The sequence below is a fragment of the Curtobacterium sp. MCPF17_021 genome, from assembly GCF_003234605.2.
GTDB lineage: Bacteria > Actinomycetota > Actinomycetes > Actinomycetales > Microbacteriaceae > Curtobacterium > Curtobacterium flaccumfaciens.
Genome location: NZ_CP126252.1, coordinates 3,519,018 through 3,545,560, shown reverse-complemented (window position 1 = coordinate 3,545,560; position 26,543 = coordinate 3,519,018). Strand labels below are relative to the sequence as shown.

28 protein-coding genes are annotated in these 26,543 nt (G+C 70.5%); 21 read left to right on the top strand and 7 right to left on the bottom strand.

What is annotated here, in order from left to right:
* Window positions 1-26 precede the first annotated feature (26 nt).
* The 10 genes from glmS (at window position 27) to DEJ29_RS16665 (ending at window position 8,605) form a co-directional block, all read left to right on the top strand.
* On the top strand, window positions 27-1,874 hold the full coding sequence (gene glmS, locus DEJ29_RS16710) for a glutamine--fructose-6-phosphate transaminase (isomerizing) (RefSeq protein WP_042537488.1): 1,848 nt from the start codon (window positions 27-29) through the stop codon (window positions 1,872-1,874).
* Window positions 1,875-1,882: 8 nt separating this feature from the next.
* Entirely contained in the window at window positions 1,883-2,278 is a 396-nt protein-coding gene (locus DEJ29_RS16705) for a holo-ACP synthase (RefSeq protein WP_111094825.1), read from the top strand.
* Window positions 2,275-3,378 carry an alanine racemase gene (alr, locus tag DEJ29_RS16700; protein ID WP_111094826.1) on the top strand — a complete coding sequence of 368 codons (1,104 nt, stop codon included), beginning with the start codon at window positions 2,275-2,277 and terminating at the stop codon, window positions 3,376-3,378. Before DEJ29_RS16705 ends, alr (DEJ29_RS16700) begins: the two co-directional genes overlap by 4 nt.
* Window positions 3,375-4,541 carry an alanine racemase gene (gene alr, locus DEJ29_RS16695; protein ID WP_181438171.1) on the top strand — a complete coding sequence of 389 codons (1,167 nt, stop codon included), beginning with the start codon at window positions 3,375-3,377 and terminating at the stop codon, window positions 4,539-4,541. Before alr (DEJ29_RS16700) ends, alr (DEJ29_RS16695) begins: the two co-directional genes overlap by 4 nt.
* Window positions 4,538-5,053: a tRNA (adenosine(37)-N6)-threonylcarbamoyltransferase complex ATPase subunit type 1 TsaE gene (gene tsaE, locus DEJ29_RS16690; protein ID WP_181438172.1), complete on the top strand. Its 516-nt coding sequence runs from the start codon at window positions 4,538-4,540 to the stop codon at window positions 5,051-5,053. The genes alr (DEJ29_RS16695) and tsaE overlap by 4 nt, the downstream gene beginning before the upstream one ends.
* 92 nt (window positions 5,054-5,145) lie before the next feature.
* Window positions 5,146-5,508 (top strand): GNAT family N-acetyltransferase, encoded by a 363-nt coding sequence (locus DEJ29_RS16685; protein ID WP_349775193.1) that lies wholly within the window; start codon window positions 5,146-5,148, stop codon window positions 5,506-5,508.
* Between the two features lie 20 nt (window positions 5,509-5,528).
* Window positions 5,529-6,164, top strand: a complete 636-nt coding sequence (gene tsaB / locus DEJ29_RS16680; RefSeq protein WP_111094852.1) for a tRNA (adenosine(37)-N6)-threonylcarbamoyltransferase complex dimerization subunit type 1 TsaB — start codon at window positions 5,529-5,531, stop codon at window positions 6,162-6,164.
* Window positions 6,161-6,706 carry a ribosomal protein S18-alanine N-acetyltransferase gene (gene rimI, locus DEJ29_RS16675; protein WP_181438173.1) on the top strand — a complete coding sequence of 182 codons (546 nt, stop codon included), beginning with the start codon at window positions 6,161-6,163 and terminating at the stop codon, window positions 6,704-6,706. Before tsaB ends, rimI begins: the two co-directional genes overlap by 4 nt.
* Window positions 6,693-7,748 (top strand): tRNA (adenosine(37)-N6)-threonylcarbamoyltransferase complex transferase subunit TsaD, encoded by a 1,056-nt coding sequence (gene tsaD, locus DEJ29_RS16670; protein WP_111094828.1) that lies wholly within the window; start codon window positions 6,693-6,695, stop codon window positions 7,746-7,748. Before rimI ends, tsaD begins: the two co-directional genes overlap by 14 nt.
* An 86-nt stretch (window positions 7,749-7,834) precedes the next feature.
* Entirely contained in the window at window positions 7,835-8,605 is a 771-nt protein-coding gene (locus DEJ29_RS16665) for a DUF4190 domain-containing protein (protein WP_111094829.1), read from the top strand.
* 57 nt (window positions 8,606-8,662) lie between these two features.
* Here DEJ29_RS16665 and DEJ29_RS16660 read toward each other — a convergent pair whose 3' ends face one another.
* Window positions 8,663-9,865, bottom strand: coding sequence for a class I SAM-dependent methyltransferase (locus DEJ29_RS16660; RefSeq protein WP_111094830.1), 1,203 nt, complete (start codon window positions 9,863-9,865; stop codon window positions 8,663-8,665).
* A 160-nt stretch (window positions 9,866-10,025) separates the two neighbouring features.
* Here DEJ29_RS16660 and groES point away from each other — a divergent pair, with 160 nt between their 5' ends.
* Together groES and rarD are read left to right on the top strand one after the other, a co-directional pair.
* Window positions 10,026-10,322, top strand: a complete 297-nt coding sequence (gene groES, locus DEJ29_RS16655; RefSeq protein ID WP_017885484.1) for a co-chaperone GroES — start codon at window positions 10,026-10,028, stop codon at window positions 10,320-10,322.
* A 163-nt stretch (window positions 10,323-10,485) separates the two neighbouring features.
* Complete coding sequence (gene rarD / locus DEJ29_RS16650) at window positions 10,486-11,448, top strand: EamA family transporter RarD (RefSeq protein WP_181438174.1); 963 nt, start codon at window positions 10,486-10,488, stop codon at window positions 11,446-11,448.
* A gap of 118 nt (window positions 11,449-11,566) precedes the next feature.
* On the opposite strand, the gene DEJ29_RS16645 is transcribed toward rarD, so the two are convergent.
* Window positions 11,567-12,895: an ABC transporter substrate-binding protein gene (locus DEJ29_RS16645; protein WP_111094831.1), complete on the bottom strand. Its 1,329-nt coding sequence runs from the start codon at window positions 12,893-12,895 to the stop codon at window positions 11,567-11,569.
* A 262-nt stretch (window positions 12,896-13,157) separates the two neighbouring features.
* On the opposite strand from DEJ29_RS16645, the gene DEJ29_RS16640 reads away from it, so the two are divergent.
* A complete protein-coding gene (locus DEJ29_RS16640; RefSeq protein ID WP_071404637.1) occupies window positions 13,158-13,958 on the top strand; it encodes an SDR family oxidoreductase in 801 nt (266 codons plus the stop codon).
* 94 nt (window positions 13,959-14,052) lie between these two features.
* Here DEJ29_RS16640 and DEJ29_RS16635 read toward each other — a convergent pair whose 3' ends face one another.
* From DEJ29_RS16635 to guaB, 4 genes are all read right to left on the bottom strand, one after another.
* A complete protein-coding gene (locus tag DEJ29_RS16635; protein ID WP_111094832.1) occupies window positions 14,053-14,454 on the bottom strand; it encodes a VOC family protein in 402 nt (133 codons plus the stop codon).
* 171 nt (window positions 14,455-14,625) lie between these two features.
* Window positions 14,626-14,853, bottom strand: coding sequence for a hypothetical protein (locus DEJ29_RS16630; RefSeq protein ID WP_111094833.1), 228 nt, complete (start codon window positions 14,851-14,853; stop codon window positions 14,626-14,628).
* Window positions 14,850-15,521, bottom strand: coding sequence for a hypothetical protein (locus DEJ29_RS16625; RefSeq protein ID WP_146248320.1), 672 nt, complete (start codon window positions 15,519-15,521; stop codon window positions 14,850-14,852). Before DEJ29_RS16625 ends, DEJ29_RS16630 begins: the two co-directional genes overlap by 4 nt.
* 207 nt (window positions 15,522-15,728) lie before the next feature.
* Window positions 15,729-17,231: an IMP dehydrogenase gene (gene guaB, locus DEJ29_RS16620; RefSeq protein WP_071404638.1), complete on the bottom strand. Its 1,503-nt coding sequence runs from the start codon at window positions 17,229-17,231 to the stop codon at window positions 15,729-15,731.
* Window positions 17,232-17,557: 326 nt separating this feature from the next.
* On the opposite strand from guaB, the gene DEJ29_RS16615 reads away from it, so the two are divergent.
* The 7 genes from DEJ29_RS16615 to DEJ29_RS16585 all read left to right on the top strand — a co-directional run bounded on the left by DEJ29_RS16615 (window position 17,558) and on the right by DEJ29_RS16585 (window position 25,211).
* Window positions 17,558-18,868 (top strand): branched-chain amino acid ABC transporter permease, encoded by a 1,311-nt coding sequence (locus tag DEJ29_RS16615; RefSeq protein WP_111038505.1) that lies wholly within the window; start codon window positions 17,558-17,560, stop codon window positions 18,866-18,868.
* A 12-nt stretch (window positions 18,869-18,880) separates the two neighbouring features.
* A complete protein-coding gene (locus DEJ29_RS16610) occupies window positions 18,881-19,867 on the top strand; it encodes a branched-chain amino acid ABC transporter permease (protein ID WP_110863192.1) in 987 nt (328 codons plus the stop codon).
* A complete protein-coding gene (locus DEJ29_RS16605) occupies window positions 19,860-20,750 on the top strand; it encodes an ABC transporter ATP-binding protein (protein ID WP_111094835.1) in 891 nt (296 codons plus the stop codon). Before DEJ29_RS16610 ends, DEJ29_RS16605 begins: the two co-directional genes overlap by 8 nt.
* Complete coding sequence (locus DEJ29_RS16600) at window positions 20,747-21,553, top strand: ABC transporter ATP-binding protein (RefSeq protein ID WP_027466696.1); 807 nt, start codon at window positions 20,747-20,749, stop codon at window positions 21,551-21,553. Before DEJ29_RS16605 ends, DEJ29_RS16600 begins: the two co-directional genes overlap by 4 nt.
* A gap of 323 nt (window positions 21,554-21,876) precedes the next feature.
* The gene (locus DEJ29_RS16595) at window positions 21,877-22,068 is read left to right on the top strand and encodes a hypothetical protein (protein ID WP_027466695.1); all 192 of its coding nucleotides are present in this window, start codon (window positions 21,877-21,879) and stop codon (window positions 22,066-22,068) included.
* Window positions 22,069-22,143: 75 nt separating this feature from the next.
* Window positions 22,144-23,262: a GuaB3 family IMP dehydrogenase-related protein gene (locus tag DEJ29_RS16590; RefSeq protein ID WP_027466694.1), complete on the top strand. Its 1,119-nt coding sequence runs from the start codon at window positions 22,144-22,146 to the stop codon at window positions 23,260-23,262.
* Between the two features lie 62 nt (window positions 23,263-23,324).
* Window positions 23,325-25,211, top strand: a complete 1,887-nt coding sequence (locus DEJ29_RS16585) for a glycerol-3-phosphate dehydrogenase/oxidase (protein ID WP_071404640.1) — start codon at window positions 23,325-23,327, stop codon at window positions 25,209-25,211.
* 225 nt (window positions 25,212-25,436) lie between these two features.
* On the opposite strand, the gene DEJ29_RS16580 is transcribed toward DEJ29_RS16585, so the two are convergent.
* Window positions 25,437-25,937, bottom strand: coding sequence for a hypothetical protein (locus DEJ29_RS16580; RefSeq protein ID WP_146248321.1), 501 nt, complete (start codon window positions 25,935-25,937; stop codon window positions 25,437-25,439).
* A 75-nt stretch (window positions 25,938-26,012) separates the two neighbouring features.
* Here DEJ29_RS16580 and DEJ29_RS16575 point away from each other — a divergent pair, with 75 nt between their 5' ends.
* Window positions 26,013-26,543: a cation:proton antiporter regulatory subunit gene (locus DEJ29_RS16575; RefSeq protein ID WP_017885470.1), complete on the top strand. Its 531-nt coding sequence runs from the start codon at window positions 26,013-26,015 to the stop codon at window positions 26,541-26,543.

The window sequence follows — 26,543 nt, the reverse complement described above, 5'->3', positions numbered from 1 at the left end:
TCCAGGCAGACCGTAGGATCGCTTCCATGTGTGGAATCGTCGGCTACGTCGGCAGCAACAGCAGCCAGGACGTCCTCCTCGGTGGCCTCCGTCGCCTCGAGTACCGCGGCTACGACTCGGCGGGCATCGCCGTCGTCGACCCAGCCGGAGACCTCGTGTCGGCCAAGAAGGCCGGCAAGCTCCAGGCCCTGGTCGACGAGCTCGAGTCGTCGCCGATCCCGGACGGCACGACGGGCATCGGGCACACCCGCTGGGCGACCCACGGTGGCCCCACCGACGGCAACGCCCACCCGCACCTGGCCGACGGCGACAAGCTCGCCCTCATCCACAACGGCATCATCGAGAACTTCTCCGAGCTCCGCGCCGAACTGCAGGCCGAGGGCATCGAGTTCCGCAGCGAGACCGACTCCGAGGTCGCCGCGCACCTGGTCGGACGCGCCTTCCGCGACACCGGTGACCTGACCGCCGCCATGCAGCAGGCCGTGCAGCGGCTCGAAGGGGCCTTCACGCTCCTCGTCGTGCACGCCGACCAGCCCGGCGTCGTCGTCGGTGCCCGTCGCAACTCGCCCCTGGTGGTCGGGCTCGGCGACGGTGAGAACTTCATGGGCTCGGACGTCGCCGCGTTCGTCGCCTACACGCAGCGCGCGCTGTCGATCGGGCAGGACGAGATCGCCACGATCCGCCCCGACGGCGTGGACGTCATCCACTTCGACGGCACCCCGGCCACGCCGACCGAGTTCGAGGTCAACTGGGACGCCTCCGCCGCCGACAAGGGCGGCTGGAGCTCGTTCATGGCGAAGGAGATCAGCGAGGAGCCCGAGGCCGTCGCGAAGACGATCCTCGGTCGCGTCCACGACGGCGCCGTCACGCTGACCGACCTCGACCCGATCGCCGAGCGCCTGGCGACCGTCGACCGCGTCATCGTGATCGCCTGCGGCACCGCCGCCTACGCCGGCATCCTCGGCAAGTACGCCATCGAGCAGTGGGCCCGCATCCCGGTCGAGGTCGAGCTCGCGCACGAGTTCCGCTACCGCGACCCGGTGCTGAACGAGCGCACCCTGGTCGTCTCGATCAGCCAGTCCGGCGAGACCATGGACACGCTCATGGCCGTCAAGTACGCCCGCGAGCAGGGTGCGCAGGTCCTGTCGATCTGCAACACCCAGGGCGCCACGATCCCGCGTGAGTCCGACGCCGTGATCTACACGCACGCCGGGCCCGAGGTCGCCGTCGCGTCGACCAAGGCCTTCATCGCCCAGGGCGTCGCGCTCTACCTGCTCGGGCTGCACCTGGCGACGCTGCGCGGCACGCTTACCACCGAGCAGATCGCCGAGCAGGTGGCCGAGCTCGAAGGGCTCGCCCCGAAGCTGCAGCAGACCATCGAGGACGCCGCCGGCATCAAGGACCTGGCCCGCTGGATGGCGGACACCCGGAGCGTGCTGTTCCTCGGCCGCCACGTCGGCTACCCGATCGCGCTCGAGGGTGCCCTCAAGCTCAAGGAACTCGCGTACATCCACGCCGAGGGCTTCGCCGCCGGTGAGCTCAAGCACGGCCCGATCGCCCTGATCGAGCCGGGCCAGATCGTCTTCGTCATCGTGCCCTCGCCGCGCGACCCCCGATCGCTGCACCCGAAGGTCGTCTCGAACATCCAGGAGATCCGCGCCCGCGGTGCCCGGGTGATCGCGATCGCCGAAGAGGGCGACGCCGCGGTGCTGCCGTTCGCCGACGAGGTCCTGCGGATCCCGCTGGCGACCCCGCTGTTCGAGCCGCTGCTCGCCGTGGCACCGCTGCACATGTTCGGCATGGAGCTCGCCGCGGCCAAGGGCCTGGACGTCGACCAGCCACGCAACCTCGCGAAGTCGGTCACCGTCGAGTAGTCGCGACGGTGATCATCGGGATCGGGGTCGACGTGGTCGACCTGGAGCGGTTCGAACAGGTGCTGGAGCGCACACCGGCGATGCGGGCGCGCCTGTTCACGCCGTCCGAGCAGGTCCGTGACGGCGAACCCCGGCCGATCGCGTCCCTCGCCGCACGGTTCGCGGCGAAGGAAGCCCTGATCAAGGCCTTTGGCTCGAGTGCCGGCCTCAGCTGGCAGGACCTCGAGGTCGTGTCCGACGACCAGCGGAACCCGTCGCTCACCCTGCACCAGGGGGCCCGGCAGGTGGCGGACGCGCGTGGCGTGACGAGCGTGCACCTGTCGCTCTCGCATGATGGAGGGATCGCGACCGCGTTCGTGGTCCTGGAAGGAACAGACGTGGTCCTGGAGGGGACGGTTCAGTGAGTGCGTTCACCGGGATCACGGTCGACCGTGGGGCCCTGATCGAGAACTACGCGACGATCGCCGACCGGGTCGCCCCGGCCGGGGTCATCGCGGTGGTCAAGGCGAACGCCTACGGCCACGGGGCCCTCGACGCGGCCCAGGCCTTCGTGGACGCCGGTGCCGAGTGGCTCGGGGTCGCCGACATCGACGAGGCCGTCGCGCTCCGTCAGGGCGGCATCGACGAGGGGGTCCGGATCCTCGCGTGGCTGCACGCCCCCGACGAGGACTTCCGTCGCGCCGCGCAGTTCGACGTGACGCCCGCAGTGTCGAGCGTCGAGCAGCTCTCCGCAGCCGCCGACTCCGACGTCCGCGCCGTGCACCTGTGCGTCGACACCGGCCTGAGCCGCAACGGTGCGGTCGAGTCCGAGTGGGCCGAGCTCTTCGCGACCGCCGGCGCCCTGGCCCGCGGCGGCAACCGCACCCGGGTCGAGGGGCTCATGTCCCACCTGTCGAACGCGTCGCGCACCGACGACCTCGACCAGGACGCCGCACTGCAGCGGGCGCTGGACGGCCTCGCCGTGAACGGCATCGTGCCGGACGTGGTGCACCTCGCCGCGAGTGCCGCGAGCATCGCCGTGCCGGAGACCCGCCACGACCTGTCCCGCGTCGGACTCGCCCTGTACGGGCTGAGCCCCTTCGACGGTCGCACCTCTGCCGACCTGGGGCTGCGCCCGGCGATGCGGGTCACCGCCGCCGTGCTCCGCACCGTGCCGGTCGCTGCGGGCGACGGTGTCTCCTACGGCTACACCTGGCGCGCCGAGACGGACACCCGTCTCGCCGTGATCGGCCTCGGCTACGCGGACGGCTTCGACCGCGACTTCGGCAACCGGGTCTCGGTGCGGATCGGCGACCGGACGTTCCCGGTGGTCGGACGCGTCGCGATGAACGCCATGCACGTCGACATCGGCGACGCCGACGTGCAGGTCGGCGACGAGGCGGTGCTGTGGGGCGACCCCGCGAACGGCGACCCCGCCGTCGAGGACTGGGCCGACGCCGTCGGCACGATCAACTACGAGGTGGTCGCCCGGATCGGCCGCAGCGTGGAACGGAGGACGACGTGAGCTCCGCACCGCTGCGTCAGGCGCGCATCGACCTCGACGCCTACCGTGCCAACCTCGACCGTGTCCGCGAGTGGATGGACCCGGTCGCCGTGATGGCGATCATGAAGGCCGACGCCTACGGGCACGGCCTCGAGCCGATCGCGCTCGCCGCCGTCGACGCCGGCATCCGCTGGATCGGCGTGCTGACGGTGCCCGCGGCCCTGCGCCTGCGCTCGATCGGCGTCGGCGAGGACGTCCACCTGTTCACCTGGCAGCACGACCCCGACCTGGACTTCCGTGACGCCATCGACTCGGCCGTCGACCTCGGCGTCTCGAACGTCGCCGAGCTGCAGCGCATCGTCGACGCCGTCGACCAGCGACCGGCCCGGGTGCACCTCGGCGTCGACTCCGGCCTGCACCGCGACGGCGCGACCCCGGCGGACTGGCCGGCGCTCGTCGAGCTCGCCCGGGACGCCCAGCGGAACGGCCGCATCGAGGTCGTCGCCGCGTACACGCACCTGGCCGAGGCGTCCGACCACGAGGACAGCGCCGCGGTCGCCGTGTTCGACGCCGCGATCGAGATCGCCGAGGACCTCGGGCTCGACGTCCCGATGGAGCACGTCGCCGCGTCGCTCGCGGGGTTGGAGCGCAAGGAGTTCCGCAAGGACATGGTCCGGATGGGCGCGAACCTGTTCGGCATCCCCGGAGCCGACGGCGTCTCGGCGGCCGACCTCGGACTCGAGCCGGTGATGACCCTGACCGCGTCGGTCGCGAAGACGAAGCGCGTCCCCGTCGACACGGGCGTCTCCTACGACTACACGTACCGCACGGCGACCGAGACGACCCTGGCCCTCGTGCCCGTCGGGTACGCCGACGGGGTCCCGCGTCTGGCGCAGGGCCGCATCGAGGTCGCGATCCGCGGCAAGCGCTACCCGATCGCCGGCCGCGTCGCGATGGACCAGTTCCTGGTGGACGTCGGCGAGGACGACGTGCAGACCGGCGACACCGTCGTGCTGTTCGGCACCGGCGAGCACGACGAGATGACCGTGCTCGAGTGGGGCGCGGCGCTCGAGACCATCGGTGAGGAGATCGTCTGCCGCATCGGCAGCCGCGTGCCCCGGTCCTACGAGGGCCACGACATCGAGGGACGGGTCGGGGAGTACCTGCGGGGCGAGCGGCCGTGACCGAGTTGCCGCACGTCCTGCTCGACACCACCGTCGACGGCACCGAGGCGATGGGGGAGCTCGGCGCCCGGTTGGCCCCCGTGCTGCGCGCGGGGGACCTCGTCGTGCTGACCGGACCGCTCGGCGCCGGCAAGACGACCCTGACGCGCGGGCTCGGCGCCGCACTCGGCGCACGCGGCCAGGTGTCCAGCCCGACCTTCGTCCTCGCCCGGACGCACCCGACGACCGCCGGCCCCGACCTGGTGCACGTCGACGCCTACCGTCTGTCCGACCCGGTCGAGCTCGACGACCTCGACCTCGACTGGGACGCCGCCATCGTGGTCGTCGAGTGGGGTCGCGGCATGGTCGACGGCATCAGCGACAGCGTGCTCGACGTCGAGATCACCCGTGCCACCGGTGCCGACGCGGGAACCGCACCTGCCGACGACACGGACCCGGACGACGTCCCCGACGAACCCCGCCGCGTCGTCGTCACCGCCACCGGCCCGCGCTGGGAAGGCGTGGCCCTCTGACCCTGCAGCCCGTCGACGCGGACGACGTCGAGGCGCTCCGCGCGTTCCTCGTCGGGGCGGATCTGACCCTCGCCGGGCTCGACGAGCCGGCGGTGCGGCTCTGGATCGACCGCGACGACGCCGGCAGGGTGGTCGGCAGCACCGGGTTCGAGGCGAGCGCTGACGGCCTGCACGTGCTGATCCGGAGCGTGGCCGTCGGCCCGCAGCACCGCGGCTCCGGGGCCGGCACGCGCCTGGCGCGGTTCGCGATCGAGCGGGCGACCGAGGCCGGTGCCGAGCGCGCGTGGCTGTTCTCGCGTCGCTCCGGTCCGTTCTGGCAGTCGCTCGGCTTCACGCCCGCCGACCGACAGGCGCTGGCTGCCGCGCTGCCGGACACCCACCAGGTCCGCCTGTTCCGTCGGACCGGGCAGTTGGCCCGCGAGGTCGCGTGGTCCCGCGGGCTGCCGGCGCGCTGACCGCCGCCTACGATGGACGGGTGCTGCTCGCGATCGACACCTCCGCCGGGACCTCCGTCGCCGTCGTCGACCCGGCCACCGGCCAGGCCCTCGCGACCCGCGACACCGAGGACAGCCGACGGCACGCCGAGGTGATCGGCCCGTTCCTCGCGGAGACCCTGGCCGAGGCCGGCATCACCGGCGCCGACGTCACCGGCGTCGTCGCCGGCATGGGCCCCGGCCCCTTCACGGGTCTGCGCGTCGGCATCGCCGCCGCCCGCACCTTCGCCGCCGCCCGCGACGTCCCCGTCCTGCCCCTCGTCAGCCACGACGCCGTCGCCGCCGACCAGCGCGACTCGGGGATCGCCGGGCCGTTCGTCGTCCTCACGGACGCCCGCCGCCGCGAGGTCTACTGGAGCGCCTACGACGCCGACGGCGTCCGCGTGGCCGGCCCCGGACTCGCCAAGCCCGCCGATCTCGACGACGCGATCCGCGCCTCCCGGCCCGAAGCGGTGGGCTGGGACCGCGTGACGGTCGCGTCCATCCCGGCCTGGAGGCTCGGCTCGCTCGCCGCGGACCGGCTCGCGTCCGATGCGGCGTTCGACCAGGACACGCCCCTGTACCTGCGTGAGCCCGACGTCACGGTGCCGGGTGCGCCCAAGCGGGTGAAGCAGTGACCCTGCCGGACGGGCTCCGCCTGCGGCGAGCACACCCGCAGGACCTCGACGACATCATGTGGCTCGAGCACGTCTCGTTCCCGACGGACGCCTGGTCGGCGTCGCAGATGTCCGGCGAGCTGTACTCACCGCACGGGTACTACGTCGTGATCGAGACGGTCGACGACACGTCCGCGCCGCTGGTCGTCGGGTACGCCGGGCTCTCGTCGCTCGCGGGCAACCCGGTCGCCGACGTGCAGACCATCGCCGTCGCCGCGGACCAGCGCGGCAAGGGGCTCGGGAGGGTCCTGTTCACGGAACTGCTCGACGAAGCGCAGCGCCGCGGTGTGCGCGAGGTGTTCCTCGAGGTGCGCGCGGACAACCCCGTGGCACAGGCGATGTACACGGCGTTCGGGTTCGAGCACATCGCGACCCGGCCGCGCTACTACCAACCGGACGGCGTCGACGCGTGGGTGATGCGGGCGGAACTGCTCGGCCCGGACGCCGAGCGGTCGTCCGTCGTCGGACCCATCGGACAGGAGGCCCTCGGTGAGCGCGACTGAACCACTGGTGCTCGGCATCGAGACGAGCTGCGACGAGACGGGCGTCGGCATCGTGCGGGGGAGCACCCTGCTGGCGAACGTGATCGCCTCGAGCATGGACGAGCACGCGCGCTACGGCGGGGTCGTGCCCGAGGTCGCCGCACGGGCCCACCTGGAGGCGATGACGCCGGCGCTGCACGAGGCGCTCGAGCGTGCCGGCGTCACCTTCGACGAACTCGACGCCGTCGCGGTGACCGCCGGGCCGGGCCTGGCGGGGGCGCTCATGGTCGGGGTGGGAGCCGCGAAGGCGCTCGCCGTGGCCACCGGCAAGCCCCTGTACGGCGTGAACCACCTGGTCGGGCACGTCGGCGCCGACGTGCTGCGCGAGGACGGCAGCGAGATCGAGCTGCCGACGATCGCGCTGCTGGTCTCCGGTGGCCACACGTCACTGCTGCTGGTGCGGGACCTGGTCGGCGACGTCGAACTGCTCGGCGAGACGATCGACGACGCGGCGGGCGAGGCGTTCGACAAGGTCGCGCGGCTGCTCGGCCTGCCCTACCCCGGCGGCCCGCAGATCGACCGTGCGGCGGCCGATGGCGATCCGACGGCGATCCGGTTCCCCCGGGGACTGACGCTGCCGAAGGACATGGCCGCGCACCGGTACGACTTCTCGTTCTCAGGGCTCAAGACCGCCGTCGCACGGTGGGTCGAGCGCTGCCGCGACGAGGGCCGCGAGGTGCCGGTGGCCGACGTCGCCGCGAGCTTCCGCGAAGCCGTCGTCGACGTCCTGCTGACCAAGGCCCTGAACGCGTGCCGCGACACCGGCGTCGACCGGCTGCTGCTCGGTGGCGGGGTCGTCGCGAACGCCCGACTGCGACAGGTCGCCGAGGAGCGCTGCGCGGCCGCGGGCGTGCGGCTCCGGATCCCGCCGTTCGACCTGTGCACGGACAATGGCGCGATGATCGCCGCCGTCGGCGCCCGACTCGTGGCCGAGGGGCACGCGCCGAGCGACCTCGGCATCGCGGCGGACTCGACCCTGCCGGTGACGACCGTCCAGGTCTGACCAGTTCGGCCCCGGTCCTTCTTCGGGAGCCTGTGGGAGGATTCACACGGGCGTCGGAGAGACCGGACGCCCGAGAGGGGTGGACGGTGTCCGATCAGAACGAGTGGCCGAAGCCGGGCGAGACGCCGAACGGCCCGGCGAACGGACAGCCCGACGGCACGCCCGCCCCGGACGCCCCGCAGGCTCCTGACGCACCGCAGGCGCCGTCGGCCCCGGAAGCGCCCCAGAACCCGTACGGCCAGCAGCAGGACCCGTACGCGGCCCCACAGCAGCAGAACCCGTACGGCGCTCCGCAGCAGCCGCAGAACCCGTACGGGCAGCAGCAGCAGTCGAACCCGTACGGGCAGCAGCAGAACCCCTACGCGGCACCGCAGGCCTCGTCGAACCCGTACGGGCAGCCGCAGCAGCAGAACCCGTACGCGGCTCCGCAGCAGCAGCAGCAGAACGCGTACGGCGCCCCGCAGAACCCGTACGGCCAGCAGCAGAACCCGTACGCGCAGCCGCAGCAGCAGCCCTACGCGTCGAACCCGTACACGTACCAGCCCTACGCGCAGCGCCCGAAGACGAACGTCCTGTCGATCCTGTCGATCGTCTTCGCGTTCGGCGGCATCATCATCTGGCCGATCATCATCCTGACGAGCCCGGCCGGCGCGATCATGGGCCACATCGCCCTCGGCAAGATCAAGCAGACCGGCGAGGGTGGCCGCGGCCTGGCGCTCGCGGGCATCATCGGTGGCTGGATCCTGACGGGCCTGTTCATCCTGATCGTCGCCCTGGTGTGGATCTCGATCGCGAACGCGTCGGACTACTCGGACTACTCCGACTACAGCTCGAACTCCGGCGCCTTCGTCAACTGACGCTGACGCTGACGCTGCCGCTGGCGCGCTCGCAGCACCGCACGCGGCCCCCGGCCGTCAGCCGACCGTGTCGGTAAGCCGCTCGCACAGGATCGCCGTGTGGCGTCCCTCCAGGCGGGTGAGCACGAGCGTGACGCGACCCGATCCGCGCAACCGCAGCCGCTTGCGGAACTGCGCCGGGTCGACGTCGACGCCGCGCTTCTTGATCTCGACGGTGCCGATGCCGTCGGCGGCGAGCCGTGCGGCCAGTCGCTTGACGTCGAGCGGCATCGTGTCGAGCACCCGGAAACCCTGCGCGAAGGGGGTCGTGACGGCGCGGTCGGACGTGACGTAGGCGATGCCCTCGGACAGCATGTGCCCGTCGATGCCTCGTGCCAGGTCGCCGATCAGCCGTGCGCGGATCACGGCGCCGTCGGGCTCGTACAGGTAGGCACCGAGCGGTCCGACCTCGGCGTCGTCGGCGTCGGCCGCTCCGGTCATCTCGGCGATGCCGTGCGCGCCGATGACGGTGGCGGCGCGGCGGATCCCGGGTCGGGCGAGGGGGCCGAACCACAGGGCGAGCTCGACGACCTCGCGGTCGACGGAGGTCCACTGCGCCTCGGCCGTGTCCGGGATCAGGTCGCGGTCGATGCCCGGTCCGAGCTTCACACCGGTCGGCGTCGTCGTCGCCGCGGCGAACACGGTGTCGAGCGAGGGGGACCAGTCGTCCGGGTCGGCGAGCCGGCGGGTGTCCGAGTGGCCGGAGGTGCGTCGTGCGGGGTCCATCCACACGCCGTCCACCGAGGACAGGTCGAAGGACGCGGCATCACCGAGTTCCACCCGCGCGTTCGGCCAGACCGCCAGGTTGTGGGTCGCGACGGCCGCGGTCACCTCGTCGCGATCGACGGCGGTGACGTCGAGGTCGAGCGCCGCCATCGCCATGGCGTCCCCGCCGATGCCGCAGCCGAGGTCGGCGACACGGTTCAGCCCGGCCGCAGCGAAGCGTCCGGCGTGCTGGGCCGCGACCTGCAGCCGGGTGGCCTGCTCGAGGCCGGCCTCGGTGAAGAGCATGCGGGAGGCGAAGCCGCCGAACTTGCCGCGGGCCTTCAGCCGCAGCTTCGCCTGGGTCAGCACCGCGGCGACCAACCGGGGATCGTGGCCCTCGGCGCGCAGCCGGGACACCACACGGACGATCTCGCCGCCGTCGGAGACGCCCGGAGTACGGTCGAGCAGGGCCATCCCGTCGGGGGTCAGCAGTGCGGTGAGTTCGGCGGCGTCCATGCGTCGATCCTCGCAGGTGCTGCGTGTTCTCCGGATGTGCTGGCACTCGGATTGACCGAGTGCCAGAGGCCCCCTAGAGTTGGCGTTGGCACTCTCCTGTGCGAAGTGCCAACCCGGTTTTCATCTGTACCGAGTCCGTACCGAGAAAGAAGAGGTCACCGTGGCCGTCAGCATCAAGCCGCTCGAGGATCGCATCGTCATCCGCCAGGTCGAGGCGGAGCAGACCACCGCTTCCGGTCTGGTCATCCCCGACACCGCGAAGGAGAAGCCCCAGGAGGGCGAGGTCGTCGCCGTGGGTCCGGGTCGCATCGACGACAACGGCAACCGCGTCCCGCTCGACGTCGCCGTGGGTGACAAGGTCATCTACTCCAAGTACGGCGGAACCGAGGTCAAGTACTCGGGCGAGGACCTGCTGGTCCTGTCGGCCCGCGATGTCCTCGCGGTCATCGTTCACTGAGTCGAGTACTCACCACGGACGCCCCGTCCGGCCTTCGGGCCGACGGGGCGTTCGTGCGTCCGGGGCCGGCCACCCGGGTGCGCCGGTCCTGATCAGTCCGCTCACTCCGCCTGGAGGCCCGGTGCGCGTCCCACGGGTCGGCGGTCGTTCCTAGGATGGTTCCGTGAGTGAACCGAGTCCCGCGCGACCCGTCCGCAGCGAGGCGTCCGTCGGCGTGGTGCAGGCCATCGTGGCGTACGGGCTCTGGGGTCTGATGCCCCTGCTGTTCGCGGCCATGGCCCCTGCGGCGGCGTTCGAGATCGTGTCGTGGCGGATCGTCTTCGGCCTGCTGTTCTGCGTGGTCGCGATCGCCGTCACCCGCTCGTGGCTCCGGACTCGCACGCTCATGGCCCAACGCCGCGTGATGCTCGTGATGGGGCTCGCCGCCGTCCTGATCCTGGTCAACTGGACCGTCTACGTCCTCGCGACGACCACCGGCCACACCGTCGAGGCCGCGCTCGGCTACTTCATCAACCCGCTCGTCACCATCGCGCTCGGCGTCGTGGTCCTGCGCGAACGCCTGCGTCCGGCGCAGTGGGCGGCCGTCGGGCTGAGCGTCGTGGCGGTCGTCGTCATCGCGATCGGCTACGGGCAGATGCCGTGGATCTCGCTGGCCCTGGCGTTCTCGTTCGGACTGTACGGCCTGGTGAAGAAGCGGGTCGGCGGCACCGTGGACGCACTGAGCGGCCTGACGCTCGAGACCGTGTGGCTGCTGCCGATCGCGGTCGTGGCGCTGGTGGTGCTCGGAGTGACCGGGCTCGGAGGCGGGGTGACCTTCACGAGCGAGGGCTGGGGACACGTGGTCATCACCGTGCTGACCGGCCCGGCGACCGCGGTGCCGCTGCTGCTCTTCGCGTCGTCGGCCCGTCGGGTGAGTCTGTCGACGCTCGGTCTGACCCAGTACCTGGCGCCCGTGATGCAGCTGCTCGTCGGGGTCCTGGTGCAGCACGAGGAGATGTCGGCGGGCCGCTGGTTCGGCTTCGGCATCGTGTGGCTCGCGCTCGTGGTGCTGACGGCGGATTCGTTCGCCGCGGCGCGTGCGTCCCGACGCCGGACGCTCGCACTCGTCCCGGTCGAGCCGGTCTGACGGACGCACCGCGGGCCTCCAGGCCGCCCGTCGTCCCGGACACCACCGCGAAAGCGACAGTCCCCCGCGGAAGTTCCGCGGGGGACTGTCGCTTTCGCGAGCGGTGCTGGGCTGTGCCCTACTTCTTCACCGCACCCTGGATGGCGCTCTGGTAGACGGGCTTGTTGTCGCCGTCGAACTTGTAGATGCCGATGTAGGCGCTCGACGGGTCGTTGTTGTCGTCGAACGGACCGATGCCGGACGGGCCGGTGTAGTGGATGTCCTTGCCGTCGTCCAGGAGCGTCTTGCACTCCTTGAACGTGGCGCACTCGGTGCCGCCGTCAGCACCCGACACGGCAGCCATGTTGGCCTGGATCGTGCCGGAGTCGGTGCCCTTGCCCTTCACCGCGGCGAGGGCGGCGAGGACCGTGGCGTCGTAGGACTCCGCCGCGTACGAGTAGTCGGCGAGCGTCTTGCCCGACGAGTCCTTGTAGAAGGCGGACAGCTGCTTCTTGAAGTCGTCCTTCGGCGAGGCGCCGGGGATGGTGCCCTGGGCGCCGCTGAGGGTGCCCTTGTCGAAGTCCTTCGAGTAGTCAGCCGTGTTGCCGTCCGACATGTAGATCTTCGCCGTGTTCCCCTGCGAGACGAGCTCCGGGATGATCGACTTCGTCTCGTCGAAGGCCAGCACGACGATCGCGTCGGGCTTCGCGGCCAGGGCAGCGGTCACCTCGGACGAGAACGTGGTCTGTCCGGGCGGGAACTCCTGGCCCTCGCCCTTGCCGCCGTAGACGACCTGGCCACCGGAGGCCTCGACGGCCGACTGCACCGAGTTGCGGAGACCGGTGCCGTAGGTGTCGTTGAAGACCAGGAAGGCGACCTTCGCGTTGCCGTCACCGGTCACGAGCTGGCCGAGCGCGGAACCCTGCACCGAGTCCGGCGGTGCGGTCCGGTAGTAGTACGACGAGTAGCCGGAGAGGTCGGACGCGGTGTTCGCGGGCGAGATCTCCACGATGCAGTTGCTGGTCAGCTGGTCGATGACGTTCAGCGTGACCGACGAGGACTCGGCGCCGATCGCGACCGGGACCTTCGCGTTGACGAGCTTCGTCGCGGCGGAGCTCGACACGGTCATGTCGTTGCTGTCACCGGAGTCGGTCGCCGGGTCGATCGTGACGTCCTTGTCGAGGACGCCGCCCGCGGCGTTGATGTCCTTGACGGCCAGGCCGACACCGGACTCGGCCGGCGGGTTGAGGTAGGCCAGCGAACCGGTCAGGGGCAGGATCGTGCCGATCTTCAGCGCGTCCGTACCGGGGGTGTCCGGGGCCTTGCAGCTGGCGGCGGGATCCTTCTTCGCATCGCTCGACGCCGAGCTCGAGGGGGAAGCACTGCCGGTGGTGGAACACGCGGCGAGGAGGACGGCTGCTGCGCCCGCCAACGCCAGTGCCGCGGTGGCACGGGTGGTTCTGATCATCCGTGGAGCCCTTTCTCTGCGCGGAGGCTCTGCCGCTTCGGGTGAATGCGACGCCTCCACTGGATGTCGAGAAACGTAGGGTCCATGTGTTTCGCCCGTGTGACGGGGCGGTACGCAAAGGTGTTTCGTTACCGAGCCGTGACGTTCCTGTGCGCAGGGACAGGGATCGGTGCAGGAACGACGGTGTCGGCGTGACGACCCGACCTGCGCCAGGCGGATGGTCCGGCAGGGCGCCCGGGAGGCCCGGCGTACGTTCCGCCGCATGAGCGACTTCCAGCCCACCACAGCCATCGTCACCGGTTCCGAATCCGGGATCGGCCGCGCGACCGCCGTCGCGCTCGCCGAAGCCGGCATGGACGTCGGCATCACCTACCTGTCCGAACCCGACCGTGCCGAGGAGACCGCGGAGGAGGTCCGGAAGACCGGCCGTCGGGCCTTCGTCGAGCAGATCGACGTCTCCGACCTCGCCGGCGCGGCCGCCGTCGTCGACCGCCTCGTCTCGCAGCTGGGCGGCGTCGACGTCTTCGTTGCCGACGCCGGCACCGGCGACAACGCCCCGTTCCTCGAGATGACCCTCGACCAGTGGCGCCACACGGTGTCGACCGACCTCGACGGCGCCTTCGTCACGATGCAGGCCGCCGCGAAGCACATGGTGCAGGCCGGCACCGGCGGCCGGATCATCGGCATCACGAGCGTGCACGAGCACCAGCCCCGCTACGGGTCCAGCGCGTACGACGCCGCGAAGCACGGGCTCGGCGGCCTGCTGAAGACCATGGCGATCGAGCTCGCCGAGCACGGCATCACCGTGAACGCCGTCGCCCCCGGCGAGATCGCCACCCGGATGACCGGCGCCGAGGACGAGGACCCGCACACCATCGACCGCCCCGGTGTGCCGCTCGGCCGCCCGGGCAACGCGTGGGAGATCGCGGCAGCCGTGGCGTTCCTGGCCTCGCGGGCGTCGTCCTACATCACCGGGGTCTCCCTGCCGGTGGACGGCGGGATGCTGCAGATGGGCCCGCACGGCGGCTCGCACATCACGTCGAACGACTGGCGTTCGGCGTAGGAGCTCGGCCGGCGGTCCGGCCTGCAGGCCGGACGCCGGGCCGGTCAGCTCTGCCGGTCGGCGCGCTGGTCAGCTCCGGCAGCCGGCCTGCTCGTCAGCTCTGCTGGACGGCTTCTTCGTCGAGTTCGGCCTGGGACCGCAGGACGCAGAACTCGTTGCCCTCCGGGTCGGCGAAGACCACCCATCCGCCGTCCGGGTGGCGCAGGTCGGCGAGCTCCACGGCACCGATGCCGCGGAGCCGCTCGACCTCTTCGTCGCGGGTGCGGTCGGTGGGGCGCAGGTCGAAGTGGATCCGGTTCTTCACGGTCTTCACCTCGGGCACCTGGATGAAGAGCACGGTGCGCGACCGGTCGGGTGCCGTGATCTCGCACTCCTCGTGCCCGGGCGCGTTCGGGTCGTCGGGCAGATCGACGTACCCGAGCACCTGCTTCCACCACTCGGACTGGGCGTAGGCGTCGCGGGAGTCGATCGTGGTGTGTGAGACGGCGCTGACCATGCGGCGACACTACCGCCGGGGAATGCAGCAGCGGGGGTGGGGGGGAAAGACGCCGTCGTGTTCCTTCGACGCCGCGGTGCTTGCGAGACGCCGCTGTATTCGGCGGCGTTTCGGGGACTCGGCGGCGTCCAACGCACACGACGGCGTCTTGTGCTCTTCGCCAGCCGCTGCTCACGAGCTCGGCTGGCGACGTGCGCTGATCGGCGCTGCACGGAGCACCGGGAGCCCGGCAGCCGACAGCACCGCAGCCAGCGCTCGTGCATCCGCGGCCTCCCGCATCGTCCACCGCGCGAACCCGCGTACCTCTGGCAGCCGACGGAGCGCGTCCTCACGGTTCTTCTCGTCCCAGAGGGCTCGGGGGTCCTCGTACTTCAGGCGACCGTCGAACTCCCCGATCACGCCGGCGTCGGGCCACCAGAAGTCCGTTCTGCACCTGCCGCGCGGCGTCTCGAACTCGTGCTGCAACTCCGGAGCAGGAATCCCGAGGAGATGCGCGGTGACGCGGCTGATCGACTCCCGGGGGATCCGGCCCGCGCATCGGCGAAGGCGATCGCCGCGGCGGCCTGTCGGCGTCCACGCACGCGTCCGAGCGCTTCGAGCGCGCCGATGAGTCCTTCGCGGCGGAGCATGCCGCACCGGGGCACGTGGTCGAGGACGACGACGGCGTGGGTGAACGATTGCCGACGCGCGATGTCGAGGACCGTCCGCTCGAGGGACGTCGTCGGGATCCCGTCGATCACGACGCGCTCACTGTTCCGGATCCGCCCCGTGTGACGGACGACGCCCCGACCGGTGTGCGTCTTGTCGAGCCGGATGTCGATCACGTGCAACCGCCAGTCGGCAGCGTCGAAGTCGGGCAACCCCCAGAGCGCCGCGGCCGAGGTCCCCGAGACGACGCACTCGGACGCCAAGGCCCCGTACCGTGCGCGGACGAACAGGCGCCGGCGTTCCAGGAGTGAGAGCGCCTCCCACTCCGGACGTTCGACGGCGGCGCCGTGGAACAGACGCACCGGTTCGTGCAGGGCCGACGGGACACGGACCAGGACGGTGTGGGCGAGCGTGTGCATGCCCGCAGCCTGCAACGCGACCACGGTGCGAGGTGACTCGCGAGCCGGACCGGTGGAGAGCCTCCAGGCCGTTGCCGGCTGTGGAGGAGTCGCAAGACGCCGTCGTTTCCGCACCGCGCCCGGAAAGCGTTGAGACGCCGCCGAATTCGGCGGCGTCTCAACGACACGACGGCGTCTTGCGGACCAGAACCGGCCCGGACCGGAACGCTAGCTGCGGTAGTTCGGCGCCTCGACGACCATCTGGACGTCGTGCGGGTGGGACTCCTTGAGCCCCGCCGCCGTGATGCGGACGAACTTGCCACGGGCCTTCAGCTCGGGGATCGTGCGACCGCCGACGTAGAACATCGACTGCCGCAGCCCACCGGTGAGCTGGTAGACGACGTTGCCGACCGAACCGCGGTAGGGCACCTGGCCCTCGATGCCCTCGGGGATGAGCTTGTCGTCGTTCGGCACGTCCGCCTGGAAGTAGCGGTCCTTCGAGTACGAGGTCTTCTTGCCGCGGGTCTGCAGGGCCCCGAGGGACCCCATGCCGCGGTAGGCCTTGAACTGCTTGCCACCCACGAACACCAGGTCACCGGGGGACTCGTCGGTGCCGGCCAGCAGCGAGCCGAGCATGACGGTGTCGGCACCGGCCACCAGGGCCTTCGCGATGTCGCCCGAGTACTGCAGGCCACCGTCGGCGATGATCGGCACACCGGCCTCGCGTGCGGCGAGGGAGGCCTCGTACACGGCGGTCACCTGGGGCACACCCACACCGGCGACGACGCGCGTGGTGCAGATGGAGCCCGGACCGACGCCGACCTTGACGGCGTCCACGCCGGCGTCGATGAGCGCCTGGGCGCCCGCGCGGGTGGCGACGTTGCCGCCGATGACGTCGATCGCGTCGAACGTCGGGTCGGCCTTGAGCCGACGGACCATGTCGAGCACGCCCTCGCTCTCGCCGTTGGCGGTGTCGACGACGAGCACGTCGACGCCGGCGTCGCGCAGGGCCTCGGCGCGCTGCCAGGCGTCCCCGAAGAAGCCGATCGCGGCACCGACGCGAAGCCGGCCCTCGTCGTCCTTCGTGGCGTCCGGGTACTGCTCGCTCTTGTCGAAGTCCTTGACGGTGATGAGGCCGCGGAGCTTGCCGTCGGCGTCGACCAGCGGCAGCTTCTCGATCTTGTGCTGCGCGAAGATCGCGATCGCCTCTTCGGGGTCGATGCCCTCCATCGCGGTGATCAGCGGGGCCTTCGTCATCACGTCGCGCACGTACGTGGTGGCCTGCTCGAACGTGGCCACGAAGCGCATGTCGCGGTTCGTGATGATGCCGACGAGGGTGCCGTCCTGCTCGACGACCGGCAGGCCGGAGACACGGAACTGGCCGCAGAGCGCGTCGACCTCGGCCACGGTGGCGTCCGGGGTGGTGGTCACCGGGTTGGTGATCATGCCCGACTCGGAGCGCTTGACCTTGTCGACGTAGGCAGCCTGGTCCTCAATGGACAGGTTGCGGTGCAGGATCCCGATGCCGCCCTGGCGCGCCATGGCGATGGCCATGCGGGCTTCGGTGACGGTGTCCATCGCGGCGGAGAGCAGCGGGACGTTGACGGAGATCCGCTTGGTGAGCCGGGACGCCGTGGACGCCTCGCTCGGGATGACGTCGGTGTGGCCGGGCAGCAGCATGACGTCGTCGTACGTGAGTCCGATGAATCCGAACGGATCCGGCTGGTCCATGGGTCCCCTTCGTGGGCGAGTGAAGTGTCGAGACACCGGGAACACGACGACGGGTTCCGGATAGGACATGGTAACGCGAGCGGCTGTCGCCGCATTCCGCCTGGAGGCACGGATCGCGCCCGCCTCGCAGCGTTCCTCCACAACGTCACAGTTCGGGTACGAATCACACAGGGAACGTGTTGGAAACACGGGTGTCACAAAATCCCCATAGGTTCCTCGTCATCCGAACGAGAGGCTCTTCCGTGGGATCCATCACTCCTCCGGGACGGGCGCAGCCGCGCCTGTTCCGCCTCCGCCACGCACGACGACGACCGGTCCTCGCGGCCGTGCTCGTCGCCGCGTTCCTGGCGACCTTCCTGATCGACTGGGCGGTCACCCTGCCGGCCTTCAGTGCCACCTCGGCACCGGCCACCAGCCAGGCGTGCACCGTCAGCCCCGACAACGGGTGCATCCAGGGCACGATCACCGACTCCGAGCGTGAACCGGCCGAGGGCGTCGACGTCGACGTGACCGGCCCGAGCGGCTTCGACCAGACGGCCACGACGAACGACGACGGCCGCTGGTCCGTCAGCGTCGACACGGCCGGCGAGTACACCGTGAGCGTCGACCAGGGCACCCTGCCGAAGGGCCAGTACCTGACGAACGCCGCCGACGCCGAGCGCAAGGTGCAGGCCACCCTGAACGCCAACGTCGGGCAGATCTTCCAGCTGTCCGACCAGAAGGGCGCCACGACCTCGACGGACTCGTCGGGCGTGAGCATCCAGCGGGCCTGGCAGCAGTTCGCCTCCGGGCTCCGGCTCGGGCTGCTCATCGCCCTGGCGTCGATCGGGCTCTCGCTCATCTACGGCACGACCGGGCTGTCGAGCTTCTCGCACGGTGAGCAGGTCACCCTCGGCGGTCTGCTGGCGTACGTGTTCGCCAACCAGCTCGGCTGGAACATCTGGGTCACCGGCATCGTCGTCACGCTGTTGTGCGCCGCGACCGGGTACCTGCAGGACGCCGCGATCTGGCGGCCGCTCCGGCGCCGGCGCATCAGCCTGACGCAGCTCATGATCGTGACGATCGGTCTGTCGATCGCCGCCCAGTACGCGTTCCAGTACTTCTTCGGAGCCTCGACGGTCCGCATCCAGCAGGGCAACCCGGAGACCGTGCGGTTCGCCGGAGTCACCCTGACGGTGCAGTCGTACGTCGCCATGGGCATCGCGCTCGTGGTCCTCGTCGCGACCGGGCTCTTCCTGGCGAAGACGCGCTTCGGCCGGGCGACCCGCGCCGTGTCGGACAACCCGGCGCTCGCCGCGGCCTCCGGCATCGACGTCGACCGGGTGATCCGCTTCGTGTGGACGCTCGCCGCCGGCCTCGCGGGGCTCTCCGGCGTGATGCTCGGACTCGTCCTGAACGGCGTGAACTGGCAGACCGGGCTCCAGCTGCTCCTGCTCATGTTCGCCTCGGTCACGCTCGGCGGCCTCGGCACCGCGTACGGCGCCCTGGTCGGCTCGATGATCATCGGCGTCGTCGTGGAGCTCACGAACCTGGTGCTCCCCGGTGACTTCAAGTACGCCACCGCCCTCGTCATCCTCATCCTCATCCTGCTGTTCCGGCCGCAGGGCATCTTCGGCCGCGCCGAGCGGATCGGCTAAGGGAGCACGCGCATGGACTACATCCTCAACCTGCTGTCCTCGCTCACCCAGGAGGCACTCGCCCCGACCACGGCGGCGTTCGCGCTGGCCGCGATCGGCCTGAACGTGCACTTCGGGCTCACCGGCCTCGTGAACATGGGCCAGGCGGCATTCCTGCTGCTCGGCGCCTACGGGTTCGCGATCTCGATCACCAACGGACTGCCGTTCGTGATGGCGGTGCTCATCGCCCTGCTCGTCTCGATCGTGTTCGCGATCATCCTCGGCATCCCGACCCTGCGGTTGCGCGGCGACTACCTGGCGATCGTCACGATCTCCGGTGCCGAGATCATCCGCATGGTGGGCCGCTCGAGCCTGCTCACCTCGACCACGGGCGGCTCGAACGGCATCACCGGGTCGAGCTACCGCGACCCGTTCACCGCCCTCAGCCCGCTGCCCGACGGCACCACCACGATCCTGTGGTTCACGTACGCGAACAACGGCGTCAACGGCTGGTGGATCCGCATCGCGGCGTGGGCAATGGTCGCCCTGTTCACCCTGGTGCTCTTCCTGCTCATGCGCAGCCCGTGGGGCCGCGTGGTGAAGGCCATCCGCGAGGACGAGGACGCCGTCCGCTCGCTCGGCAAGAACGTCTACTCGTACAAGATGCAGGCGCTCGTGTTCGGTGGGGCGCTCGGTGCGATCGCGGGCATCATCTACGTGCTGCCGAGCTCTGTGCAACCGGACGCCATGGGCCGCTCGATGACGTTCTTCATCTGGACGGCGCTCATCCTCGGTGGTGCGGCGACGGTGTTCGGACCGGTGCTCGGAGCCGTGCTCTTCTTCGTCGTCCGGCTCTTCATCCGCACGCTGGCCGGCGACTTCATCCCCGACTCGATCATGAACGCGCAGCAGGCCGAGCAGTTCTCGTACGTGCTCGTCGGCGTCGCGCTCATGCTGCTCATCGTGTTCCGTCCACAGGGGTTGCTCGGCAACAAGAAGGAGCTGACGTTCAGTGTCTGAGACCTACGGCCACCCCAAGGCCGACCCGATCCTCACCGTCGACGACGTCACCCGCCGCTTCGGGGGCATGACCGCCGTGGACGTCGACCACCTCGAGGTCCAGCGCGGCTCCATCACGGCCCTCATCGGCCCGAACGGCGCCGGCAAGACCACGTTCTTCAACCTGCTCACCGGGTTCGACAAGCCGAGCCCGGGTGCGAAGACGCAGTTCAACGGCGCGACGCTGCAGAAGACGAGCGCGACGCACATCGCGAACAAGGGCATGGTCCGCACCTTCCAGCTGACCAAGGCGCTGTCCCGGCTCACCGTGATGCAGAACATGCTCCTCGGTGCCCGCGACCAGCCCGGCGAGAACTTCTTCGCCGCCCTGGTCAAGCCGGTGTGGGCGAAGCGCGAGCGCGAGATCACGGCCAAGGCCGAGGACCTGCTCGCCCGGTTCAAGCTCGACACGAAGGCGGAGGACTACGCCGGTTCGCTGTCCGGCGGGCAGCGGAAGCTGCTCGAGATGGCACGCGCGCTGATGTCCGACCCGACGATGATCATGCTCGACGAGCCGATGGCCGGCGTGAACCCCGCGCTCACCCAGTCGCTCCTCGGACACATCCAGTCCCTGCGCGACGACGGCATGACCGTGCTGTTCGTCGAGCACGACATGCACATGGTCCGGCACATCTCGGACTGGGTGGTCGTGATGGCCGAGGGCAAGGTCGTCGCCGAGGGCCCGGCGGACACGGTGATGGACGACCAGGCCGTGATCGACGCCTACCTCGGTGCGCACCACGACACCGACCTGGGTGACGACTCGCTCCTCACCGAGGAGACCTTCGAGGAACTGGCGGAGGAAGTCGCCGAAGAGGACGCAGCAGAGGAGACGACCCGATGACGGACGCAACGGACCCCACGAACGCGAGCAGTGCCTCCAGTCCGTCCCCGGCGGCCACGCTGGAACGCGAGCCGGTGCTCAGCGCGAAGAACCTCGTCGCCGGCTACCTGCCGGGCGTGAACATCCTGAACGGCTGCGACCTGGACTGCTACCCGGGCGAGCTCATCGGCATCATCGGGCCGAACGGTGCGGGCAAGTCGACGCTCCTGAAGGCGCTGTTCGGGCTCGTGTCCATCCGCGAGGGATCGGTGACCCTGCAGGGGGACGACATCACGAACCTCAAGGCGAACAAGCTCGTGCAGGCCGGTGTCGGCTTCGTGCCGCAGACGAACAACGTGTTCCCCTCGCTGTCCATCGAGGAGAACCTGCAGATGGGGCTGTACCTGCGGCCCCGGAAGTTCGCCGAGCGGCTCGAGGTCATCTACGACCTGTTCCCGGTCCTCGCGCAGCGGCGGAACCAGCGGGCCGGATCGCTCTCGGGTGGTGAGCGGCAGTCCGTCGCGATGGCCCGTGCGCTGATGATGGACCCGAAGGTGCTGCTGCTCGACGAGCCGAGCGCCGGACTGTCCCCCGTTCGTCAGGACGAGACGTTCCTGCGCACCCGCCGGATCAACAAGGCCGGTGTGTCGATCATCATGGTGGAGCAGAACGCGCGACGCTGTCTGCAGATCTGCGATCGTGGGTACGTGCTCGACCAGGGGAAGAACGCGTACTCGGGCACCGGGAAGGAACTCGCTGACGACCCCAAGGTCATCGAGCTCTACCTGGGGACGCTCGCCAAGGACGTCGACGCACAGCGCTAGCGCTGTCGTCGGCTACGGGTACCGCTGTGGGGGTGGTATCCGTGACGGGTGGGGCCGTGCGTGGTCGCTTCGCGCCGCACGGCCCCGCTCTTGTACCCGGCCAGGAGGCGCTACTCGCCCCTGGTTGCATGGCTGCGGTCGCATGACGCCGTCGTGTTCCGTCAACGCCGCGGTCCCGTCGAGACCCCTCGGAATTCGGCGGCGTCTCGACGGCGTGGCGGTGTCCTGCGCTGACGACGGCGTCTTCGGCTGACGACGGCGTCGCCCGTCGCACCCGGCCAGGAGGCGCGGCTCGCCCCGCGCGGGTCGGTATTGTTCCGCGGGTGCGCACCTCCGGACCCCTCGTGCTCGACGCCCTCGTCTGGCTCGTGTTCATCGCGCTCTTCGTCGGGGCGGCGTTGCTCGTCAAGGTCGCGGCCGTGCTGCTCGTCGTCCTCGTGGTGCTCGCGCTCCTGCTCGGCTTCGTGCTGCGGGCGCTCCGGAAGCGCCGACGGGCCCCGCGGCGTCCGCGCTGACGGCTCCGCCGTGACGTCTCCGCCCGCACCGTCCGGCCCGTGCACGCCGCAGAGCCCGCCCGGTAGGCTGTCCGAGTGAGCGAAGTCGAGATCGGTGCAGGCAAGCGCGGACGTCGGGCGTACGCGTTCGACGACATCGCGGTGGTCCCCTCCAGGCGGACGCGTGACCCGCGCGACGTCAGCGTGCAGTGGTCGATCGACGCGTTCACGTTCGCGTCGCCGATCCTGTCGGCGCCGATGGACTCCGTGTCCTCGCCGGCGACGGTCATCCAGATGGGCAAGCTCGGCATCCTCGGTGTGCTCGACCTCGAAGGTCTGTGGACCCGCTACGAGGACCCGACCCCGTACTACGACGAGATCAAGTCGCTCACCGACGGCAACGTCACGAAGCGCATGCAGGAGATCTACTCCGAGCCGATCAAGGCCGAGCTGATCACCGCACGCCTGGCCGAGATCCGCGCAGCCGGGGTGCCGGTCGCCGGTTCGCTCAGCCCGCAGCGCACCCAGGAGTTCTCGAAGACGGTCGTCGACGCCGGTGTCGACCTGTTCGTCATCCGCGGCACCACGGTCTCGGCCGAGCACGTCTCCCAGACCGAGGAACCCCTCAACCTCAAGAAGTTCATCTACGAGCTCGACGTCCCGGTGATCGTGGGCGGTGCCTCGACCTACACGTCGGCGCTGCACCTCATGCGCACCGGTGCCGCCGGTGTGCTCGTCGGCTTCGGTGGCGGCGCAGCGTCGACCACCCGCGCCGCGCTCGGCATCCACGCCCCGATGGCCACCGCGGTCGCCGACGTCGCCGGTGCCCGTCGCGACTACCTCGACGAGTCGGGCGGCCGGTACGTGCACGTCATCGCCGACGGCGGGCTCGACACCGCGGGCGACATCGTCAAGGCCATCGCCGTGGGTGCCGACGCCGTCATGCTCGGCACCGCGCTCGCCCGTGCGACCGAGGCCCCGGGTGGCGGCTACCACTGGGGTGCCGAGGCGCACCACCCCGAGCTGCCGCGCGGCCGCCGGGTCGAGGTGGGCACGATCGCCCCGCTCGAGAACGTCCTGAACGGTCCGACGCCGACCCACGACGGCCGCGCCAACCTGGTCGGTGCCCTCCGCCGCTCGATGGCGACGACCGGATACTCCGACGCCAAGGAGTTCCAGCGAGTAGAAGTGGTCGTGGCGCCGTACCACCAGTGACGGTGGCACCCGGGCACGAACCCGGGTGACGCCACGGCGCCGACCGTGACCCGGAGGCGACGATGGCCAAGTCCAGCACGACGAAGCAGACCAGCACGGCCGGACGTCCGCGTGACGTCACGCCCGGCGTGGGGTTCGACCCCGCGGCGAAGCTCGGGCCGGACGAACGTGCGGCCGCGATCGAGACGCTGAAGACCAAGGAGCTCGACGTCCTGGTCGTCGGCGGCGGGATCGTCGGTGCGGGCAGCGCGCTCGACGCCGTGACCCGCGGCCTGAGCGTCGGCATCGTCGAGGCCCGTGACTGGGGCTCGGGGACGTCGAGCCGCTCGTCGAAGCTCGTGCACGGCGGCATCCGCTACCTCGAGCAGCTCAACTTCGCACTCGTCCGCGAGGCCCTCATCGAGCGCGGCCTGCTGCTCCAGCGCATCGCCCCGCACCTGGTGAAGCCCGTGCGCTTCCTCTACCCGCTCAACCACCGGGTCTGGGAGCGCTTCTACATCGGCATCGGCATGGCGATGTACGACGTGTTCAGCTGGTCCGGCGGCCGTCCGCCCGGCGTGCCGCACCACCGGCACCTCAGCCGGAAGCAGGTGCTCAGGAACATGCCCGGCCTCAAGAAGGACGCCTTCGTCGGCGGCATGACGTACTACGACGCCCAGGTCGACGACGCGCGCTACGTCGCGTCCCTCGTGCGCACCGCCGCCTCGTACGGTGCCGAGGCAGCGAGTCGCGTCCGCATCGAGGGGTTCATCAAGGTCGGGGAGCGCGTGGTCGGCGCGCAGGCCCACGACATCCAGACCGGCGAACGGTTCGAGATCCGCGCGAAGCAGGTCGTCAACGCCACCGGTGTCTGGACCGACGACACCCAGGCGATGATCGGCACCCGTGGCCAGTTCAAGGTGCGGGCGTCGAAGGGCGTCCACCTCGTCATCCCCCGTGACCGGTTCCAGTCGAACACGGGCATGATCCTGCGCACCGAGAAGAGCGTGCTCTTCGTCATCCCGTGGGGCCGGCACTGGCTCGTCGGCACGACCGACACCGACTGGTACCTCGACAAGGCGCACCCGGCAGCGACCGCGGCGGACATCGACTACATCCTCGAGCACGTCAACAAGGTGCTCGCCGTCCCGCTCACCCGCGAGGACGTCGAGGGCGTCTACGCCGGACTCCGCCCGCTGCTGGCGGGGGAGTCCGACCAGACCTCGCAGCTCAGCCGCGAGCACGTCGTCGCGCACACCGTGCCCGGGCTCGTCGTGGTCGCCGGCGGCAAGTGGACGACGTACCGCGTGATGGGCAAGGACGCCATCGACGAGGCCGTCGCGGCCATGGACGGCAGGATCCCCGAGTCCACGACCGAGGACATCCCGCTCCTCGGCGCCGAGGGCTACCCCGCCGCGTGGAACCGCCGCGCCCGCACCGCACGGAGCTTCAACGTGCACAAGGTCCGCATCGAGCACCTGCTCAACCGGTACGGCACCCTCGCGACCGAGGTGCTGCAGCTCGTCGAGCAGGACCCGGCACTCGCTGAGCCGCTGCCCGGGGCCGACGACTACATCGGCGCCGAGGTGGTCTACGCCGCCTCGCACGAGGGCGCCCTGCACTTGGAGGACGTCCTCGCCCGCCGCACCCGCATCTCCATCGAGGCCTGGGACCGCGGCGAGTCAGCAGCGCCCGTCGCCGCGAAGCTCATGGCGGACGTGCTCGGCTGGGACCAGGAGACGACCGAGCACGAGGTCGCGAACTACCTGAAGCGCGTCGCCGCCGAACGGGAGTCGCAGCTGCAGCCCGACGACGAGAGCGCGGACCGCGTGCGGCTCGAGGCCCCGGACATCGCGTTCGGCTTCGACGAGGACGACGTGGTCGTGGGCGGCGGCCGTTCGGACGGCGCCGAGGGCGCGAAGGCGTCCGACGAGCAGGTCGTCGGCGAGAAGACGAGCGAGCCGGAGTAGCGAGGCCAGCAGACGCCGTCGTGTCACCGAGAAGCCGGCGTCTGCGGGTTGAACAAGACGCCGTCGTGTCGTGTTGACGCCGTCTGGTCGTCGAGACGCCGCCGGATCCGGCGGCGTCTCGGTGTCGACGAGGCGTCTCGACAAGACGACGGCGTCTTGCGGAGGCCACCCGCGCCTCCAGACCGGAAGGACGGAAGACCGGACTGGAGGCCCGTGGTGCGTCGGTCAGGCGGCGTGCGGCCGCAGGGCGGCGCGGCCACGGCGCCGCTCGCCCGCCACGAGCACCACCGGGATCGCGATCAGCGCGACGAGGCTCGTCACGTACAGCACGCCGGCCCAGATCGTGTGGTCACCACCGTTGGTGCCGAAGCCGTCCGCGACGTCCATACCGAGGGCGAACCCACCCCAGAACGACACCGGACCACCCAGCACGACCACGGCCAGCAGCACTGCGGCGATGACGTGGGTCGGTGCCCGGGTGAGGAGCAGCAGCACCGACAGCCCGGCGGCGAGCACGACACCGACCGAGGCCAGCGCGATCACGACCACGATGTCGGTCTGCACGTGGAACCCTTGTGCGTCGAGGCGCCCGTGGATCTCGGCGAGGCTCGCTCCGGGGACCGCGGCGAGCGGGTCCAGCACCAGTGCGTCCACCGCCAGCAGTGCTGCGTACAGCGCGACGACCAGCACCCCGACGACGGCCACGACGATCCGTGTTCTCCCCATCCACAGAACAGTAGCGGGAGGAATGCGCGGGGTCACCGGGTGGTTAGCATGGGGGTACTCGAAGAGGGAGCCATCATGGTCGACGTCCATCGCGTCAAACTCCCCGGAGTCGGCGTGCTGCACAGCTTCTACACCGACGACGGTGGCAAGTGCGGTGTCATCACGCACCGGTCGGGGCACTCCGACCTCATCTCGTTCGCCGACGTCTCCGACGGCGCGGACAAGTCCGAGAAGGTCTCGCTGCGTCTCAGCGAGGACGAAGCGCACACGCTCGCCGAGCTCCTCGGCGGCACCCGGATCACCGAGGGCCTCGACAAGCTCGACGAGATCCCGGGACTGTCCATCGACTGGTTCTCCGTCGACTACGACGACGCCATCGCGGGCAAGCCCCTCGGTGACCTGCACGACTCGGGCTTCATCGGCCTGACCGTCGTCGCCGTGGTCCGTGGCGACAGCGCCAACCCGGCGCCCTCGTCGGACTTCGTCGTCTTCCCCGGAGACACGATCGTCGTCGCCGGATCCCCCGAGAAGGTCGCCAAGGCGTTCTCCTTCTACCGCAGCGGAGAGCTTGCGGCCGCCTCGGCCGAGGCCCCGCGGAAGAGCTAG

Coding starts and splice junctions, on each gene's coding strand:
- glmS (WP_042537488.1), top strand. CDS start 27: ATGTGTGGAATCGTCGGCTACGTCGGCAGCAACAGCAGCCAGGACGTC.
- DEJ29_RS16660 (WP_111094830.1), bottom strand. CDS start 9,865: ATGGACGCCGCCGAACTCACCGCACTGCTGACCCCCGACGGGATGGCC.
- DEJ29_RS16645 (WP_111094831.1), bottom strand. CDS start 12,895: ATGATCAGAACCACCCGTGCCACCGCGGCACTGGCGTTGGCGGGCGCA.
- DEJ29_RS16640 (WP_071404637.1), top strand. CDS start 13,158: ATGAGCGACTTCCAGCCCACCACAGCCATCGTCACCGGTTCCGAATCC.
- DEJ29_RS16635 (WP_111094832.1), bottom strand. CDS start 14,454: ATGGTCAGCGCCGTCTCACACACCACGATCGACTCCCGCGACGCCTAC.
- DEJ29_RS16625 (WP_146248320.1), bottom strand. CDS start 15,521: ATGCACACGCTCGCCCACACCGTCCTGGTCCGTGTCCCGTCGGCCCTG.
- guaB (WP_071404638.1), bottom strand. CDS start 17,231: ATGGACCAGCCGGATCCGTTCGGATTCATCGGACTCACGTACGACGAC.
- DEJ29_RS16610 (WP_110863192.1), top strand. CDS start 18,881: ATGGACTACATCCTCAACCTGCTGTCCTCGCTCACCCAGGAGGCACTC.
- DEJ29_RS16600 (WP_027466696.1), top strand. CDS start 20,747: ATGACGGACGCAACGGACCCCACGAACGCGAGCAGTGCCTCCAGTCCG.
- DEJ29_RS16585 (WP_071404640.1), top strand. CDS start 23,325: ATGGCCAAGTCCAGCACGACGAAGCAGACCAGCACGGCCGGACGTCCG.
- DEJ29_RS16580 (WP_146248321.1), bottom strand. CDS start 25,937: ATGGGGAGAACACGGATCGTCGTGGCCGTCGTCGGGGTGCTGGTCGTC.
- DEJ29_RS16575 (WP_017885470.1), top strand. CDS start 26,013: ATGGTCGACGTCCATCGCGTCAAACTCCCCGGAGTCGGCGTGCTGCAC.